Source organism: Stenotrophomonas sp. ZAC14D1_NAIMI4_1, from assembly GCF_003086775.1.
In the GTDB taxonomy this organism is placed as follows: Bacteria; Pseudomonadota; Gammaproteobacteria; order Xanthomonadales; family Xanthomonadaceae; genus Stenotrophomonas.
Window position 1 is genome coordinate 4,490,560 of sequence record NZ_CP026001.1, and the last position, 17,841, is coordinate 4,508,400.

Annotated in this window: 16 protein-coding genes; 9 read left to right on the forward strand and 7 right to left on the reverse strand. The window is 68.9% G+C overall.

Going from position 1 to position 17,841, the window contains the following annotated elements; translation table 11 throughout:
• The first annotated feature begins 83 nt into the window (after window positions 1–83).
• The 3 genes from C1927_RS20370 (at window position 84) to C1927_RS20380 (ending at window position 2,642) form a co-directional block, all read left to right on the forward strand.
• Window positions 84–635 carry a hypothetical protein gene (locus C1927_RS20370; RefSeq protein WP_079224173.1) on the forward strand — a complete coding sequence of 184 codons (552 nt, stop codon included), beginning with the start codon at window positions 84–86 and terminating at the stop codon, window positions 633–635.
• Window positions 636–795: 160 nt separating this feature from the next.
• Window positions 796–1,734, forward strand: a complete 939-nt coding sequence (panE, locus tag C1927_RS20375; RefSeq protein WP_079224175.1) for a 2-dehydropantoate 2-reductase — start codon at window positions 796–798, stop codon at window positions 1,732–1,734.
• Window positions 1,734–2,642, forward strand: a complete 909-nt coding sequence (locus tag C1927_RS20380; RefSeq protein WP_108747651.1) for an NAD-dependent epimerase/dehydratase family protein — start codon at window positions 1,734–1,736, stop codon at window positions 2,640–2,642. Before panE ends, C1927_RS20380 begins: the two co-directional genes overlap by 1 nt.
• 43 nt (window positions 2,643–2,685) lie before the next feature.
• On the opposite strand, the gene C1927_RS20385 is transcribed toward C1927_RS20380, so the two are convergent.
• Window positions 2,686–3,483: a TatD family hydrolase gene (locus C1927_RS20385; protein WP_108747896.1), complete on the reverse strand. Its 798-nt coding sequence runs from the start codon at window positions 3,481–3,483 to the stop codon at window positions 2,686–2,688.
• A 67-nt stretch (window positions 3,484–3,550) separates the two neighbouring features.
• Here C1927_RS20385 and hrpB point away from each other — a divergent pair, with 67 nt between their 5' ends.
• Both hrpB and C1927_RS20395 read left to right on the forward strand, forming a co-directional pair.
• A complete protein-coding gene (hrpB, locus tag C1927_RS20390) occupies window positions 3,551–6,055 on the forward strand; it encodes an ATP-dependent helicase HrpB (protein WP_108747652.1) in 2,505 nt (834 codons plus the stop codon).
• A gap of 202 nt (window positions 6,056–6,257) precedes the next feature.
• Window positions 6,258–6,647: a hypothetical protein gene (locus C1927_RS20395; RefSeq protein WP_079224180.1), complete on the forward strand. Its 390-nt coding sequence runs from the start codon at window positions 6,258–6,260 to the stop codon at window positions 6,645–6,647.
• 90 nt (window positions 6,648–6,737) lie between these two features.
• On the opposite strand, the gene C1927_RS20400 is transcribed toward C1927_RS20395, so the two are convergent.
• From C1927_RS20400 to C1927_RS20410, 3 genes are all read right to left on the reverse strand, one after another.
• Window positions 6,738–7,277: a pseudouridine synthase gene (locus C1927_RS20400; protein ID WP_108747653.1), complete on the reverse strand. Its 540-nt coding sequence runs from the start codon at window positions 7,275–7,277 to the stop codon at window positions 6,738–6,740.
• 91 nt (window positions 7,278–7,368) lie between these two features.
• A complete protein-coding gene (locus tag C1927_RS20405) occupies window positions 7,369–7,629 on the reverse strand; it encodes a hypothetical protein (RefSeq protein ID WP_108747654.1) in 261 nt (86 codons plus the stop codon).
• 49 nt (window positions 7,630–7,678) lie between these two features.
• Window positions 7,679–8,536, reverse strand: a complete 858-nt coding sequence (locus C1927_RS20410; protein ID WP_108747655.1) for a class I SAM-dependent methyltransferase — start codon at window positions 8,534–8,536, stop codon at window positions 7,679–7,681.
• A 169-nt stretch (window positions 8,537–8,705) separates the two neighbouring features.
• On the opposite strand from C1927_RS20410, the gene C1927_RS20415 reads away from it, so the two are divergent.
• Together C1927_RS20415 and C1927_RS20420 are read left to right on the forward strand one after the other, a co-directional pair.
• A complete protein-coding gene (locus tag C1927_RS20415; RefSeq protein WP_079224188.1) occupies window positions 8,706–9,662 on the forward strand; it encodes an aldo/keto reductase in 957 nt (318 codons plus the stop codon).
• A gap of 548 nt (window positions 9,663–10,210) precedes the next feature.
• The gene (locus tag C1927_RS20420) at window positions 10,211–11,431 is read left to right on the forward strand and encodes an RtcB family protein (protein ID WP_108747656.1); all 1,221 of its coding nucleotides are present in this window, start codon (window positions 10,211–10,213) and stop codon (window positions 11,429–11,431) included.
• 57 nt (window positions 11,432–11,488) lie between these two features.
• On the opposite strand, the gene C1927_RS20425 is transcribed toward C1927_RS20420, so the two are convergent.
• A complete protein-coding gene (locus C1927_RS20425) occupies window positions 11,489–12,394 on the reverse strand; it encodes an NAD(P)/FAD-dependent oxidoreductase (RefSeq protein WP_108747657.1) in 906 nt (301 codons plus the stop codon).
• Window positions 12,384–12,839, reverse strand: a complete 456-nt coding sequence (locus tag C1927_RS20430; RefSeq protein ID WP_108747658.1) for an Rrf2 family transcriptional regulator — start codon at window positions 12,837–12,839, stop codon at window positions 12,384–12,386. Before C1927_RS20430 ends, C1927_RS20425 begins: the two co-directional genes overlap by 11 nt.
• A 183-nt stretch (window positions 12,840–13,022) precedes the next feature.
• On the opposite strand from C1927_RS20430, the gene C1927_RS20435 reads away from it, so the two are divergent.
• Window positions 13,023–15,143, forward strand: a complete 2,121-nt coding sequence (locus C1927_RS20435; protein ID WP_079224197.1) for a methyl-accepting chemotaxis protein — start codon at window positions 13,023–13,025, stop codon at window positions 15,141–15,143.
• Between the two features lie 467 nt (window positions 15,144–15,610).
• Here C1927_RS20435 and C1927_RS20440 read toward each other — a convergent pair whose 3' ends face one another.
• Window positions 15,611–16,513, reverse strand: coding sequence for a LysR family transcriptional regulator (locus tag C1927_RS20440; RefSeq protein WP_108747659.1), 903 nt, complete (start codon window positions 16,511–16,513; stop codon window positions 15,611–15,613).
• 105 nt (window positions 16,514–16,618) lie between these two features.
• Between C1927_RS20440 and C1927_RS20445 the strand changes: the two genes are divergently transcribed.
• Window positions 16,619–17,833 (forward strand): MFS transporter, encoded by a 1,215-nt coding sequence (locus tag C1927_RS20445; RefSeq protein WP_108747660.1) that lies wholly within the window; start codon window positions 16,619–16,621, stop codon window positions 17,831–17,833.
• The last annotated feature ends 8 nt before the right edge of the window (window positions 17,834–17,841 follow it).

Here is a 17,841-nt window from a genome sequence, read left to right on the forward strand (position 1 = left end):
TGCGCTTCACCCGACCGACCAGCGGGCCCTCCGGGCCGGCTGGTTTTTCATATGCCATGGATGCACACAGGGGATCCGCACCGATGTTGTCCCAACGTACCGCCGGCCGCTGCCGGCTCGTCGTAGCTTCGCTGTTCCTGCTTGTCCTTGCCGGCTGCGCATCGCGGCCGCTGCCACTGAACTACGCTCCCAGTTCCGTCCTCACCGCCGAGGGCAAGGTGGACGTCACCGCCTTCCAGTACCTGCCCGCGCAGGGCGGCAAGATCAAGCCCAACCAGGTGCGCAACACCGCCATGGGCGACGTCGTGTTCGAGAAGAACGTCGACATGATCATGCGCGATGCGGTGTTCTCCGAGATGCGCCTGGTCGGCATCAAGATGGACAAGGGCGGCAACGCGCTCAGTGGCAGGATCGAGGAATTCCTGATCGATGACCTCGGTTACAGCGTCGACTGGACGTTGCGCGTGCGCTACATCGTCACCGACCCGCAGGGCCAGGTGGTCTACGACCAGGTGAAGAACGTGGAGCGCAACACCTCCAAGTTCGCCAATGTCTTCGGCGCACTGAACGAGACCATCAAGCTCAACATCGAACAGACCATCCAGGATCCGGCGTTCATCACCGCGATCAACTGATCGACGCAGCACCGGCGGCGGAGTGCATGGCTACCCATGCGCCCCACCGCCGACGATGCACATGGACCACCGGCCCGAACCACCACGCCGGGCACCGCCGCTGGCCGCGATCTCCGGCACAATCGCTGGAAGACTTCCCCCAGAAAACGGTGAACGTGCAATGCGCATCCTGATTCTCGGCGCCGGTGGTACCGGCGGTTACTTTGGCGGCCGCCTGGCCCAGGCCGGCGTGGACGTGACCTTCCTGGTCCGCCCGACCCGCGCCAGCCAGCTCGACCGTGATGGCCTGGTCATCCGCAGCCCCGTCGGCGATGCCAGCTTCCCGGTGCAGCACGTCACTGCCGACGCCCTGCCCGCGCTTGCGGCGCAGCAGCCGTTCGACCTGGTCATCCTCAGCTGCAAGGCCTACGACCTGGACAGCTCGATTGACGCGATTGCCCCGGCAGTGGGGGCGCATACCACCGTACTGCCCATCCTCAACGGCCTGCACCACTACGGCGCGCTCGATGCACGCTTCGGCCGCGAGGCCGTGCTCGGCGGCCTGTGCTTCATCAGCGCCACCAAGGCGCCCGATGGCGCGGTGCTGCACCTGGGCAAGCCCGCCAAGCTGACCTTCGGCGAGCGCGACGGTGGTGCGATCTCCGACCGCGTGCGTGCCTTCGCTGCTGCCTGCGCGCAGGCCAACCTGGACCACCTGGCCAGCGCGCAGATCGGCCAGGAACAGTGGATCAAGTACACCTTCCTGACCGCGCTGGCCGCGGCCACCTGCCTGCTGCGCGCGGACATCGGCACGATCGTCGCCACCGATGACGGCGAAGCCATCGTGCGCGGCCTGTACGACGAATGCCTGGCCGTGGCCGAAGCGGCGGGCGAACCGGTGCCGCAGGCCGCGCAGGACACCGCACGCGGCACCCTCACCCAGGCCGGCTCCGCCCTGAAGGCCTCGATGCTGCGTGACCTGGAAGCCGGCCAGCAGGTGGAAGCGGCGCACATCGTCGGCGACATGCTGGCGCGCGCACGCACGGCCGACCAGGAGGGCCTGCTGCTGCAGGTCGCCTACAGCAGCCTGCAGGCCTACCAGGCGCAGCGCAGCGCGTGATGGCCGCCGTGGCGCCCGCGCCCCTGCCGTCGCAGGTGCTGATCCTCGGCATGGGCTGGAGCGGCCGCGTGCTGGCCGCCCGGTTGCAGGCGCGTGGCGTGCAGGTCGCCGGCACGGTGCGCGACCCGGCCGCGGTGGCCGACGATGGGCTGCGGCGGCACCGCCTGCACGCCGATGCCGCGCCATCGCCTGCACTCCTGCAGGACATCGCACAGGCCCAAGCCGTACTCTGCAGCGTGCCGCCCGATGCACAGGGCGACCCTGCGCTGCGCCAGCTGCTGCCCGCCCTGCGGGCAAGCCCCTCGCTGCGCTGGATCGGTTACCTGTCCTCGACCGCGGTCTATGCCGACCGCCGCGGTGGCTGGATCGACGAAAGCAGCGCGGCCGATGCCAGCGAAGCGGCGGGCGTGCAACGTCGCCTGGCCGAGGCGCAGTGGCAGGCACTGGCCAATGAACGCGGCATCGCCTCGGCGGTCTTCCGCCTGCCGGGGCTGTACGGCCCGGGCCGCAATGCCTTGCTGCAGCTGGCTGAAGGGCGCGCCCGCCACGTGGTGCGCCCGGGGCTGGTGTTCAACCGGCTGCACGTGGAGGATCTGGCGGCGGTGGTGATCGCGGCGATGCAGCGGCCCACGCAGGATGGACTGTACCTGCCCGCCGATGACGAACCGGCACCACCGCAGGAGGTGCTGGCATACGCCGCGAAGCTGGGCGGCTTCACGCTGCCACCGGCGGTGGCCTGGGATGACCCGGCAGTGAGTGCGACGCTGCGGCGGTTCTACCAGAGCAACAAGCGCATCGACAGTCGCGGCACGCGCGAGGCGCTGGGATGGACGCCGCAGTTTGCAACGTACCGGGAGGGGCTGGAGGCGCTGGCCGGACATGGTCTGGCCGGACCGCGCGGCGCCTGATTCCAACCGCTTCGCTCGCCGGGCGTGGCCCGGCACTACCGGGTCAGGTCGCGTCGGGCAGGCGGAAGAACGTGCGCGTGGCAGCGGTGGCGTTGGCGGCGGTCACTGCCACGTCTTCGCCACGGTCGCGGGCCAGTTCCTCGACGATGTGCGAAAGGAACATCGGTTCGTTGCGGCGGTCCTTCGGCATCGGCTTCAGCGTGCGCGGCAGCAGGTACGGCGCATCGGTCTCGATCATCAGGCGGTTGGCCGGGATGTTCTTCACCAGCTCGCGCAGGTGCGCGCCACGGCGCTCGTCGCACAGCCAGCCGGTGATGCCGATGTACCAGTCCTGGTCGAGGTAGTCGAACAGTTCGTCACGTTCGCCGGTGAAGCAGTGCACCACCGCCGGGCCGATGCGCCCTTCGAAGTTCTTCATCTGCGCCATGAAATCGGCATGCGCATCGCGCTGATGCAGGAACAGCGGCTTGCCAGTGTCTGCAGCCAGCTGCAGCTGGCGCTCGAATGCGCGGTGCTGGGACGGGCGCGGCGAGAAATCACGGAAGTAATCCAGGCCGCATTCGCCTACCGCCACCACTTCCGGGTGCGCGTGCAGCGCGCGCATCTCGGCATCGCATTCCTCGGTGTATTCCACCGCATGGTGCGGATGCACGCCGGCCGTGGCGTACAGGAAACCGGGGTGCTGCTGGGCCAGCTGCAGGGCCAGCGGCGAGTGCTCGCGGCTGGCTCCGGTGATGACCATCTGCACCACGCCGGCCTGCCGCGCGCGGTCCAGGACGGCATCGCGGTCGCGGTCGAAGGAGTCGTGGGTCAGGTTGGCGCCGATATCGATCAGGTGCATGGTCATCGCGGGGGAAAAGTGCCCGCGCATTGTACCCGCGCCGGCCATGGCCCCTTATCCTTTGCACATGAACGCCCCGCTCTTCCCGATTTCCCCGCTGCTGCCGCAGATCCAGCAGCACCTGGCCGCGCAGCCGCGCCTGGTGCTGGAAGCACCGCCCGGTGCCGGCAAGACCACCCAGGTGCCACTGGCCCTGCTCAATGCACCGTGGCTGCAGGACCGGAAGATCATCCTGCTGGAACCGCGCCGGGTGGCCGCGCGCAGTGCCGCGCTGTTCATGGCGCGGCAGCTGGGCGAGGACGTGGGCGGCACCGTCGGTTACCGCATCCGCTTCGAGAACAAGGTCTCGGCGCGCACGCGGATTGAAGTCGTCACCGAGGGCATCCTGACCCGCATGCTGCAGGACGACCCGATGCTGGAAACGGTCGGCGCGATTCTGTTCGATGAATTCCACGAGCGCCATCTCAGCGGCGACCTTGGCCTGGCCCTGGCGCTGGACGTGCAGGCGCAGCTGCGGGACGACCTGCGCCTGGTGGTGATGTCGGCCACGCTGGATGGCGAGCGGCTGGCGCGTTTCCTCGATGCGCCACGCCTCAGCAGCGAAGGGCGCAGTTACCCGGTGGCGATCAGCCATTTCCCGGCACGCCGCGATGAAGCGCTGGAACTGCAGGTGCGCCGCGCCGTGCAGCAGGCCCTGGCCGAACATCCCGGCGACCTGCTGGTGTTCCTGCCCGGCCAGCGCGAGATTGCGCGGGTGCAGGCGGGCCTGCAGGAATCGCTCGATGGCGGTGTCGAAGTGCTGGCGCTGCACGGCGAGCTGCCGGTGGAACAGCAGGCACGCGTGCTGCAGGCCGCCAGCGATGGCCGCCGCCGCGTGGTGCTGGCCACCAACGTGGCCGAATCTTCGGTGACGTTGCCCGGCGTGCGCGTGGTGATCGACAGCGGCCAGGCGCGCGAGCCGCGCTACGACCCCAACAGTGGCTTCACCCGGCTGGACGTGGTGGCCATCGCGCAGGCGTCGGCCGACCAGCGCGCTGGACGCGCCGGTCGCGTGGCCGAGGGCGTGGCGTGGCGGCTGTGGCCGCAGTCGCAGCGGCTGGAGCCACAGCGCCGCGCCGAGATCGACCAGGTGGAACTGGTCGGGCTGGCGCTGGAACTGGCCGCATGGGGCAGCAGCGATCTGCGTTTCCTCGATCCACCGCCCTCCGGCCCGATGGCTGCCGCACGCGAGCTGCTGCAGCGGCTGGGCGCGCTGTCGGACACCGGCGCGATCACCGCGCTGGGCCGTCGCGTGCTGGCGCTGGGCACCCACCCGCGCATGGCGGCGATGCTGCTGGCCGCACCCGATGCACGCGCGCAGGCGCTGGCCGCCGATCTGGCCGCGCTGCTGGAGGCACGCGATCCGCTGCGCCAGGGGGGCGATGCACTGGCGGCGCGTTGGCGTGCGCTGGCCGCCTTCCGCAATGGCCGCGCACCATCCGATGCCAACCGCAGCGGGCTGGCCGCCATCGATGCGGCTGCCAGGCAATGGCGCCGACGCCTGCGCTGTGATTCCACGCCACCGGCCAGCATCGAGGCGCATGAGCTGGGCGACCTGCTGGCGCACGCCTTCCCCGACCGCATCGCCTTCCAGCACCCCAGCGACCCGCTGCGCTACCTGCTGGCCAATGGCCGCAGCGCGCGCCTGCACGAACTGAGCGATCTGCGCGGCGAACCCTGGCTGGTGGCCAGCGAGCTGCGCTTCGAGGCACGCGACGCGCTGCTGCTGCGCGCTGCGCCGGTGGATGAGAATGGCCTGCGCAAGGCGTGGCCGGAGCGCTTCGTGACCGAGGACGCCGTGCGCTGGGACAGCGAACGCCGCGCCCTGGTGGCCCTGCGCGAAACCCGCTTTGATCGCATCGTGCTGGACAGCCGCTCGGCCGGCCGGGTCGATCCGCAGCAGGCCGCGCAGGCGTTGACCGATGCGGTAGCCGAGCTGGGCCTGTCCGCGCTGCCGTGGACGGAGGGCCTGCGCCAGTGGCAGGCCCGGGTGGAATCACTGCGCCGCTGGATGCCCGAGCTGGGCCTGCCCGACTGCAGCGAAGATGCCCTGCTGGCCACGCGTGCGCAGTGGCTGCAGCCGGCGTTTGCCGGCAAGACGCGGCTGGATGCGCTGGACGAAGCCAGCTTCGGCGAAGCGCTGAAGTCGCCGCTGGAGTGGTCGCAGCGGCAGCTGGTGGAGCGCCATGCGCCGACCCGCATCACCGTGCCCTCCGGGCTGGAGCGGCCGATCAGCTACGCGCTGGACAGCGAGAGCGGCGAACCGCTGCCGCCGGTGCTGGCGGTGAAGCTGCAGGAGCTGTTCGGACTGGCCGACACCCCGCGCATCGCCGATGGCCGCGTGCCGCTCACCCTGCACCTGCTCTCGCCCGGCGGCCGCCCGCTGCAGGTCACCCAGGACCTGCGCAACTTCTGGGAAAACACCTATGCCGAGGTGAAGAAGGAGATGAAGGGCCGCTACCCGCGCCATCCCTGGCCGGACGACCCGTGGACGGCAACCGCCACGCACCGGGCCAAGCCGCGCGGAACGTGAGGGGTAGTGCCGGCCGCTGGCCGGCAGACGCCGTGTCCCCATGCACCAGGATTTGCCGGCCAGCGGCCGGCACTACCGGCTGCCCACCCTGCCTGATCCTGAATGGCTGGGGTAGAGTCACCTCATCGACTGCCCTGACTGACATACCGTTTACAGGCAGCAGGACACACTGGACTTCGACCCGAGGCAAAGGACCCCCCGCATGAGCAAGCTGACCGTAATCACCGACCGCGCCCTGGAGCGCGCCCTGGAACTGGCGCACACCGCCGGCGATGGCCTGAAGAGTGCGGGTGGCAGCCTGCGCCATCTCGGCCCGCAGGCCAGTGACTGGATCAAGACCGGCGCCGCCGTGGGTGCGGTGAAGACCGGCGGCAAGGTCGCTACCAAGTTCGTGCGCCGCAACCCGGCCGTGGCCGTGGCTGCTGCAGCCGTGGGCGTGGGCCTGCTGGGCTACGCGCTGTACCGCAAGCAGCAGAAGAAGAAGGCCGGCAACGGCCATGTGGTCAATGGCCAGGCGCAGCGCATCAACGCGCGTGACCGCCGCAACGACACCGTGGTGGACGAGCACAGCGACATCGGCAGCGACGCGTGATGTAGGCCTGGGTCGGATCCCTTCCGCAGGAAGGGCGCTGATCGGGGACCAGAAGGGCCGGACGCCGCAAGGCCTCCGGCCTTTTTTGTTTCAGCCGATCTGCCGCCACTGCCCCGGCTGCAGGTCATCCAGGCGGTAGGGGCCCATCGCCACGCGCACCAGGCGCAGGGTGGGCAGGTTCACCGCCGCGGTCATCCGCCGCACCTGGCGGTTGCGGCCTTCGCGGATCGTGATGGCCAGCCAGCTGTCGGGCACGGTCTTGCGGAAACGCACCGGGGGATCACGCAGCCACAGTTCCGGCGCCGGATCGAGGCGCTCGATCTTCGCCGGCAGCGTCGGCCCATCGTTCAGCACCACGCCATCGCGCAGCTGCTGCAGCTGTTCATCGCTGGGCGTGCCTTCCACCTGCACCCAGTAGGTCTTGTCGGCCTTGTGCTTCGGGTCGGTCAGCTTGTGCGCCAGGGTGCCGTTGTCGGTCAGCAGCAGCAGGCCCTCGCTGTCATGGTCCAGCCGGCCCGCCGCGTACACGCGCGGCGGCAGGCCGAAGCCGGCCAGGGTCGGCCGCGGCGGCACGCTGCGGTCGGTGAACTGGCAGAGCACGTTGAAGGGCTTGTTGAAGGCAATCAGCATTGCGGGTACGGCAGGCAGTGGATGCGGCATTGTCCCACGCCGCGCTGCGCGCCCGGAATGGTAGCGCCGAGCCCACGCTCGGCTGCCTTCCTCAGCCGAAGACCTTCCATTCCAGCAGGAACGAACCCAGCACCAGCGCGATACCGCATGCGGCGATGACATTGGCGCGGCGCCGCAGGCGTGCGAGCGGCGGGCTGGCCCGGCGCGCCCGTTCTTCCAGCAGCGCGCCGGCGAACACCACCGCAAACCCCACCGTCGCCATCAGATCGTAGGCATGGCCACCGTAAAACACGAAATCAAACAGCCGCGCCAGTACCAGCACCGCGACGAAGATGTAGAAGACCTTGTTCAACCGTCCACTCCCTTGGGGGCAGCGCCGGGCGTGGCCCGGCGCTACCGGCTTACGGCTTCACGAAACGCAGGGTCATGCGGTCGCTTTCGCCGATGGCCTGGTACTTCGCATCGTCGGCCTTGTCATGCTGGTTGGTCGGCGGCAGGGTCCACACGCCGTTCGGGTGATCCTTGGTATCACGCGGGTTGGCATTGACCTCGGTGCGCGCGTCCAGCGTGAAGCCGGCGGCCTCGGCCATGGCGATGACCTGCTGCTGGCCGACATAGCCGGTGTCATCGTCGTCGGCGACGTCGGCCTTGGCGCGGTGTTCGACCACGCCCAGCACGCCGCCCGGCTTGAGCACGTTGAAGAACCCCTGGAACATGCCCTGGGCCTGGCCGGCCTTGCGCCAGTTGTGCACGTTGCGGAAGGTCAGCACCACATCGGCTGAATTGGCTGGGCCGAACACCGGCTTGGCCGGGTCGTAGCCCACCACGGTGGCTTTGTCGAACTGGGCCGGTGCACCGGCGAACTTCTTTTCCAGGCCATCGCGGCTGCGCTGCTGGTAATCACGGCCACGGCCTTCGGGCACGGCGGACGGATCGACCACGGCAGCGATGTAATGGCCCTTGTCACGCAGCAGCGGCGCCAGGATTTCCGAATACCAGCCGTTGCCGGGCGTGATCTCGATGACGGTCTTTTCCGGCGAGACCTTGAAGAAGGCCAGCGACTGCGCCGGATGGCGGTAGTTGTCGCGCTTGACGTTGGCCGGGTCGCGGGTGGACGCCTTCACCGCCGCGTCGATGGCCGGCGTGACCTGGATCTTCGCCGGTGCCACCGTGGCCGGGGCAGCGAATGCGGGGACAGCAACAAGCAGGGCCGAGGCAAGCAGCAGGCGGCAACCACGCAGGGACGAAGCAGCGATCATCGGGGCGATTCCAGCGGAAGATGCGGCGAGACTAGCAGCCGCCGCGCGCAAGGTGTTCACAAAACGTTAGCCACGCGCCCGCGACGGAACACTGTTTTGTGTCCAGCGCCGCAGCGCGGTCACACATCGCGCTCTATGCTGCAGGACTACCCCCAAGGAGTCCGTGCCCATGACGGCAACCCGCGAACTGGGCCGTTCCGGCCTGCATGTACGTCCGCTCGCCTTCGGTGGCAACGTGTTTGGCTGGAGCGCCGATGAGAAGGCCAGCTTCGCCCTGCTCGATGCCTTCGTCGATGCCGGCTTCAACCTGGTCGACACCGCCGATGTCTATTCGGCCTGGGTGCCGGGCAACCAGGGTGGCGAATCGGAAACGCTGATCGGCAAGTGGTTCGCCCGCAGCGGCAAGCGTGACAAGGTCGTGCTCGCCACCAAGGTGGCCAAGTGGGCCGAACGCCCCGGGCTGACGCCGGACAACATCAATGCTGCGGTGGAAGATTCGCTGCGTCGCCTGCAGACCGACGTCATCGATCTGTACCAGGCCCACGAGGACGATGAATCGACGCCGCTGGAAGCAACGTTGGCCGCGTTCGGGCGCCTGATCGAAGCGGGCAAGGTACGCGCCATCGGTGCGTCCAACTACAGCGCCACGCGCCTGGCCGATGCGCTGAAGGTGTCCACCGATTACAAGCTGCCGCGCTATGAAACGCTGCAGCCGGAGTACAACCTGTACGACCGCGCCGGTTACGAGAAGGAACTGGAACCGCTGGTGCAGCGCGAGCAGATCGGCGTGATCGGTTACTACGCACTGGCCAGCGGTTTCCTCAGCGGCAAGTACCGCACCGCGGACGATGCTGCCAAGAGTCCGGCGCGCGGCGAGACGGTGGTCAAGCGCTATCTGAATCCGCGCGGCCTGCGCATCCTGCAGGCGCTGGATGACGTGGCCAGCAAGCACAGCGCCAGTGCCGCACAGATTGCACTGGCGTGGCAGATCGCACGGCCGTCGATCACCGCGCCGATCGTCAGCGCCACCAGCGTCGAACAGCTGCATGACCTGCTCGCGGCCGCCAATGTCGGCCTGAGCGTGCAGGACATCGCACAGCTGGATGCCGCCAGCGTTGAAGGCTGAGGCGCGGGAAACCTGCAGACGCCCCAGCGTGAATGGGTTGCGCACGCAATGAACGTCGTTTATCGTGCGCGCCACGTTTCAACCCGCAACGGAAGACCTTCCTTGAACACACCCGTCGTCGCCATCGCCAACCTGCTGCCATGCCTGCGCATGGACGTGGCGAAGCGTGCGCCGGGCGAGGAAAGCCTGCTGACAACGGCCTGATGCCCGCCCTGCGGAGATCGGCCACCCCGATCTCCGAGGACTGACGACGCCCTCGGACTGCACTTCCGGGGGCGTTTTCATCTGCGTCGATACAAGGACCCGCGATGCCAGCTCTGCACTCCGCGCGGCACGCCGCCGCACACTGATCCGGACACGCCTGCCGTGCCATGGCACGCGCCTGGCACAGGCGGACCGATCTGCACACTCCAGCAGCGCCCTACCCCACGACGTGTCGTCGAGGCCGGGTGCCTGCACCTTCACTTCCGCAGCGTCCGCGCTGCAACCACGGGCAGACGCCCACGGCCGTGCCGTGGTGCCCGCCCGTGCAGGACATTCACTACGAGATGGACATTCAACACAACTATCAATGGCTGCATGCCGAAGGCAGTACGCCGATCAAGGGCTGGGTGGACGGCGTTCCGCTGGAGGCCGAAGCCCACGCGCAGCTGCGCAACATCGCAGCGATCCCGTTCGTCGGGCCCTGGGTGGCGGTCATGCCCGACGTGCACCTGGGCAAGGGCGCGACCGTCGGCTCGGTGATCCCCACGCGGGGCGCGATCATTCCCGCGGCCGTGGGCGTGGACATCGGCTGTGGCATGGCCGCGGTGCGAACCACGCTGCGTGCCAACGACCTGCCCGATGACCTGCGCCAGCTGCGCAGCGGCATCGAGCGCAGCGTGCCGGTGGGCAACGGCCGCAGCGGGGAGCACCAGCGGCTGCCTGACAGCATCGGCACGCGGCTGGTGCAGTCCGGCCTGGCCGCGGGCCTGGAGCAGATCAAGGAAAAGCACCGGCGGATCCGCACCGACAAGCTGGACTGCCAGCTGGGCACGCTGGGCGGCGGCAACCACTTCATCGAACTGTGCCTGGACGAGACCGATGCGGTGTGGGTGATGCTGCACAGCGGTTCGCGCGGCACCGGCAACCTGATCGGGACCTACTTCATCGAACAGGCGCGGCGCGAACTGGAACGCCGCGTGCTCGGCTTCCATCTGCCGGACAAGGACCTGGCGTTCTTCATGGAGGGCGAGCCGCTGTTTGATGATTACGTGCAGGCGGTGTCATGGGCGCAGGACTACGCACGGCAGAACCGCGAGGCGATGATGGCGCGGGTGCTGGCCGAGATGCGCCAGCGCCTGCCGAAGTTCAAGCTGGCCGCGATGGCGGTGAACTGCCACCACAACTACGTGCAGAAGGAAACGCATGCAGGGCAGGAACTGCTGGTGACGCGCAAGGGTGCGGTCAGCGCGCGCGCAGGCGAGCTGGGCATCATTCCCGGCAGCATGGGCACGCGCAGCTACATCGTGCGCGGCAAGGGCAGCACCGACAGCTTCCACAGCTGCAGCCACGGCGCCGGCCGGGTGATGAGCCGTGGCGCGGCGCGGCAGCAGATCACCCTGGCGCAGCACCGCGAGGCCACCGCGCACGTGGAATGCCGCAAGGACAGCGGCGTGCTGGATGAATCACCGGCGGCGTACAAGTCGATCGATGATGTGATGGCCGCGCAGCGCGACCTGGTGGAGGTGGTGCACACGCTGCGCCAGGTGCTGTGCGTGAAGGGCTGATGGCTGCATCCACGCATGGCGTGGATCTACTGCAACAACGCGCCGTGCCCGCGCCATTCAGCGCGGCACGCTGTCCTCGGCCACCAGCGCGTGGTGCACGCCGATGCCTGCACGCACGCCTTCGGCCATTGCCAGGGTGATGTTGCCGACCGTGGTCGCATCACCGGCGGCATACACGTTCGGCACCGAGGTCTGCTTCATCATGTCGACCTCCACCAGCACGCCCATCGGGCTTTCCACCAGGGTGCAGCCGAGCTGCTGCACCAGCGGCGTGGCCATCTGCTGCATCGCCGGCACGAACAGGGCGCGCTGGGCGATGCGGCGGCCGTCGGCCAGTTCCACTTCCAGCCAGGTCGGCTGCTCGCCCTGCACGCCCACCACCGGGAGGGTTTCAACCTGCACGCCGCGCTGCTGCATGGCGGCCTGCTCTTCATCGCTGATGGGCAGGCCCTGACTGAAGAAGGTGACATTGCCCCACTCGGCGAACAGCGGCGCCTTCGCGGCCGACATCGGGTGACCGCCAAGCAGGCCAATGGCACCGCCGCCGACTTCATAGCCATGGCAGTACGGGCAATGCAGCACGGTGCTGCCCCAGCGTTCGGCCAGGCCCGGCAGATCGGGCAACTGGTCAGCAATGCCGGTGGCCAGCAGCAGCTTGCGGGCGGCCAGCACCTGGCCATCGGCAGTGCGCACGTCCACGCCGTCGGCGTTGGCCTGCGCGTGCACCACCTCGCCCTGCAGCCAGCGCACGGTGGGGTAGTCGAGCAGCTGCTGGCGCGCGTTCTTCAGCAGCTCGGCGCCGCTGATGCCGTCCTGCCCCAGCACGCCGTGCGAATGGCTGGCGGCACGATTGCGCGGCAGGCCGCTGTCGATGATGGTGACCGGGCGGCGCGCACGGGCCAGGATCAGGCCGGCGGCGATGCCGGCATAGCTGCCGCCGACGATGAGGACATCAGGATTCATGGTGACCTTCCAGGGAACGGTGATGGGCAAGGTGGCGGGCGAAATCGGCGCCCAGCTGGTCCAGGGTGCTGGCCTGCAGGCGCGCTTCGAGCAGGCGCTGGGCCTTGCGCGCGCCGTCCTGCAGGGCCTGGTTGACCAGCTGCTGGATGGGGCAGCCACCGCCGTTGTCGCGGTTGCCGACCTGCACCAGTGGCGGCGCGCCGACGGCCAGGTAGATGTCATGCAGGCTGATCTGCGCCGCCTCGCGCGCCAGCTGGCTGCCACCGCCATGGCCGCGCGTGCTGCGCACCAGGCCGGCCTTGTGCATCTGTGCCAGCAGGCGGCGGATGACCACCGGATGGGTCGGCAGGCAGGCAGCCAGTTGTTCGGACGTGCGCGGGCCTTCCTGGCCGACCAGGTGGGCCATCACATGCAGCGCGTCGGAGAGCGGGTTGGCGGATTTCATGTAACTACGATAGTTACATTTAAACCCGCTGTCGAGGGTCCGCTTTCGTTCCATATGGACACATCTGTCCTATGAAACATTTTCTTCACCTCTCTAAACGCAACGGTAATGTGATCGGCTTCGCACTTCAGAGGACTCAAGCGCGGTCGATACCGCATCGCCCCCCTTCCGTGAGTCCGCCCCATGAACGCCTCCTCCCGTGCGCCGCGGCTGCAGTCGAAGCTGCTTGGTGCTGTATCCGTCGGCCTGGCCATCGTCCTGCTGTGCGCCCTCGCGGGCCTGGCATCGGCGTGGCTGAAGCTGTCCACCGAAGTGCCCGCGGAGGTCGCCCACAGCCGCGCTGCCGAGCACCTGCAGCGTGAGTTTCGCGGGCAGGTGCAGGAATGGAAGAACGTGCTGCTGCGCGGCCACGACGAGGCGCTGCGCCAGCGCCACCTGCAGGCCTTCGATGACGAAGGCAAGCGTGTGGAGACTTTGGCCAGCGGCCTGGCCACCAGCCCCGATGCGCGCACCCGCGACATGGCGAAGGCCTTCAGCGCCCTGCACGCGCAGCTGCAGAAGGACTACCACGCTGCCCTGCAGGCCTTTGCCGAAGCCGGCTACGACCCTGCCGCCGGTGACACGCTGGTACGCGGCAAGGATCGTCCGGTGGCGGCGGCGCTGGATGCGCTGGGCACGCACGCCTCGCAGGTGGCCGAAGCCGCGGTGGCCGCGCGTTCGCAGCAGGCGCGGCGCACGCTGGTGGTGTGCGCGGTGCTGACCATCACCGCAGCAGTGCTGTTGCTGGCCGGCCTGGGCTGGTGGCTGCGGCGTGCAGTGGTGCAACCGGTGCTGGCGGTGGAAGCCGCCGCGCGCGCGGTGGCCGCCGGTGACCTGGACCATGTGGTGCAGGTGCACAGCCGCGATGAGATCGGCCGCCTGGCGCAGGCCATGCAGGCCGTGCAGGGCACCCTGCGCGACGTGCTTGCCGCACAGGCGGCGATGGCGCAGGCACACGACGCCGGCACCATCAGCCACCGCATGCAGGCCGCCGCGTTCCCCGGCGCGTACGGGCGCATGGTGGCCGACACCAACGCGCTGGTCGACGCACACATCCAGGTGAAGATGCGCGCGATCGCGGTCATGGGCCGCTATGCGGTGGGCGACCTCAGCCAGGACATGGAACGCCTGCCGGGCGAGAAGGCGGTGATCACCGAGGCGCTGGATGCGGTCAAGCACAATCTCGGCGCGATCAACGGCGAGATCCGCCGCCTGGCCGGTGCTGCGGCGGCCGGCGATTTCAGCCAGCGCGGCGACACCGCACGTTTCGAGCATGACTTCCGCGCGATGGTCGATGGCCTGAACCAGCTGATGCAGGGAACCGAACAGAACCTGGGCGAGGTATCGGCGATGCTGCGGGCGATTGCCGATGGCCGCCTGGGCGCACGCATGCACGGCGATTTCCAGGGCGTGTTCGCGCGCATCGCCAGCGATGCCAACACCACCGCAGCGCAGCTGGCGACCATTGTTACCGACATCAAGCACACCTCGGGCAACATCCATTCGGCTGCCGCCGAGATTGCTGCTGGCAACAACGATCTGTCGCGCCGCACCGAACAGCAGGCGGCCAACCTGGAAGAAACGGCTGCGTCGATGGAGGAACTGACCTCCACCGTGCGCCAGAATGCCGAGCACGCGCGCCAGGCCAACCAGCTCGCGATCGGCGCGCATGGCGTGGCCTCGCAGGGCGGTGAAGTGGTCGGCCAGGTGGTGGCGACCATGGGCGCGATCGAGACGTCCTCGCGGCAGATCGCGGCGATCATCAGCGTCATCGATGGCATCGCGTTCCAGACCAACATCCTGGCATTGAACGCAGCCGTGGAAGCGGCGCGTGCCGGCGAACAGGGCCGTGGCTTCGCGGTGGTGGCCAGCGAGGTGCGCACCCTGGCGCAGCGGTCGGCGGCGGCCGCCAAGGAGATCAAGACCTTGATCGAAGCCTCGGTGGAACAGGTCGGCCACGGCGCCCAGCGCGTACGCCAGGCGGGGGACACGATGGCCGAGATCGTGGCGTCGGTGCAGCGCGTGACCGACATCATGGCCGAGATTTCCGCAGCGTCACAGGAACAGAGCGCGGGCATCGAGCAGGTCAGCCAGACCGTCATCCAGATGGATGGCACCACCCAGCAGAACGCGGCGCTGGTGGAAGAAGCCAGTGCGGCCGCGCGCAGCCTGGAGCAGCAGGCGGATCGCTTGATTGAAGCGGTGGATGTATTTGATCTGTCGAGTGCGGCGACGACGCAGGGCGGCTTCGCGCGCGCGGCATGACGGTGCCGCACCGGTGCGGTGGCACGCGTGGCGTGGCGGTGTTGAATGGGTAGCGCCCGACCGTTGGTCGGGCGACGGCAGGATCAGTGCGGACCAACGGTCCGCACCCACCGAGGGAGCCGGTCCACACCCATCAGCCCCACCGGTAGCGCCCGACCGTTGGTCGGGCGACGGCAGGATCAGTGCGGACCAACGGTCCGCACCCACCGAGGGGGCCGGCCCACACCCATCAGCCCCACCGGTAGCGCCCGACCGTTGGTCGGGCGACGGCAGGATCAGTGCGGACCAACGGTCCGCACCCACCGAGGGAGCCGGTCCACATCCATCAGCCCCACCGGTAGCGCCCGACCGTTGGTCGGGCGACGGCAGGATCAGTGCGGACCAACGGTCCGCACCCACCGAGGGAGCCGGTCCACATCCATCAGCCCCACCGGTAGCGCCCGACCGTTGGTCGGGCGATGGCAGGATCAGCGCAGGTAGTCACCCTGCGCCATCACTTCGCCCAGGTGATCCAGGAACGAACTGATGCGCGCCGACACCGCGGTGTTGCGGTAATACACCGCGTGGATCGGCTGGTAGACATCCAGCGTCTGCGCGGCCAGCACCGGCACCAGCGTGCCGGCGGCGCGATCGCGGTCGGTCACGAAGTCTGACAGGCAGGTGATGCCTACGCCTTCCACCGCCAGCCGGCGCAGGGTTTCGCCGCTGGATACGGCGATATCAGGACGCACCAGCAGCTGCCCGTCGGCATCGCCCGGCAGCGGCCAGCGGTTCAATGATTCCGGTTCGTTGAAACCGAGCAGCGTGTGCTGGCCCAATGCGGCCACGCTGGACGGTTCGCCGTGCGCGGCAAGATAGGCCGGGCTGGCCACCAGCTGCAGCCGGCAGCGTCCCAGCGCGCGCGCATGCAGGGTCGAGTCGGCCAGCGGGCCGATGCGGATGGCCAGGTCGGTGCGCCGTTCCAGCAGGTCGATGTAGCGCTCGGAGCTGTTCAATTCCAGCTGCACCTCCGGGTAGCGCGCGCGATAGCTGGCCACCAGCGGCGCGATCACGTGCAGCACGAAGGGCATGGCCGCATCCACGCGCAGCCGTCCGGCCGGGCGCTCGCGGCGGGCGGCCATCTGTTCTTCGGCCGATTCCACCGCATCGATGATCGCCCGCGCGTGGCGCAGGTAGGCCTCGCCCTCGGCGGTCAGGTGCAGGCGGCGCGTGGTGCGGGTCAGCAGGGTGGTGCCCAGCTTTTCCTCCAGCCGGCCCAGCGCGCGGCTGACGCCGGAGGGGGTCTGTCCCAGCTGTTCGGCGGCGGCGCTGATCGAGCCGCTGTCGATGACGGCCAGGAAGGCCTGCATTTCGTCGAGGGTGGTCTTCATGCCGCCATTATTGACCAGCAGGCAAGAGTGATTGGCGTGAAGACCGGTTTTTCGGCAAAGGTGCGCCGCGCACACTGCGCGCCTTCCTTCCCTTCGGAGCCTGCCATGACCCGTGGCATTCCCCTCGCCCTGCTGGCGCTGACCCTCGGCGCGTTCGCCATCGGCACCACCGAGTTCGTCATCGTCGGCCTGATCCCCACCATTGCCGCCGACCTCCACGTCAGCCTGCCCTCGGCCGGCCTGCTGGTCTCGCTGTACGCGCTGGGCGTGGCCATCGGCGCGCCGGTGCTGACCGCGCTGACCGGCCGCGTGCCGCGCAAGCAGCTGCTGGTGGCGCTGATGCTGATGTTCACCCTGGGCAACGTCATCGCCTGGATGGCGCCGGGCTACACCTCGCTGATCGTCGCCCGCATCCTCACCGGCCTGGCGCACGGCGTGTTCTTCTCCATCGGCTCGATCATCGCCACCGCGGTGGTGCCAAAGGAGAAAGCGGCCAGTGCGATCGCCATCATGTTCACCGGCCTGACCGTGGCCCTGGTGACCGGCGTGCCGCTGGGCACCTTCATTGGCCAGCACCTGGGCTGGCGCGCGACCTTCCTGGCCGTGGCCGGGCTGGGCGTGGTGGCCCTGCTGGGTGCGCTGCTGTTCGTGCCGCGCAACGTGCCGCAGAGCGCGCCGGCCAGCTTCCGCCAGCAGCTGGGCGTGCTGGCGCAGCCGCGCCTGCTGCTGGTCTATGCGATGACCGCGCTGGGCTATGGCGGTACGTTCCTGGCCTTCACCTATCTGGCGCCGATCCTGCAGGACGTCACCGGTTTCTCGGCCAACGCGGTCAGCCTGGTGCTGCTGGTGTACGGCGTGTCGGTGGCGATCGGCAACCTGTGGGGTGGCCGCCTGGCCGATCGCCTGGGCCCGGTGCCGGCGCTCAAGCGCATCTTCGCGCTGCTGGCCATCGTGCTGTTCGTGCTCACCTTCACCGCCTACAACACCTGGCTGATGCTGCTGACCGTGCTGGCCCTGGGCGCGGTGGCGTTCGGCAACGTGCCCGGCCTGCAGGTGTATGTGGTCAAGCAGGCGCAGCGCTATGCGCCGCAGGCCACCGACGTGGCCTCGGGCCTGAACATCGCCGCGTTCAACATCGGCATCGCCCTGGGTGCCTCGCTGGGTGGCCTGGTGGTGGAGCACATCGGCCTGATGCATACCCCGTGGCTGGGTGCGCTGGTGGTGGTGCTGGCCTATGCGCTGACCGTGCTCAGCGGCCGCCTGGACCGCCGCGATGGCGTTGACCACCGTGCCGATGGCATCACCGTGGCGGCACATTGAGCGGCCGT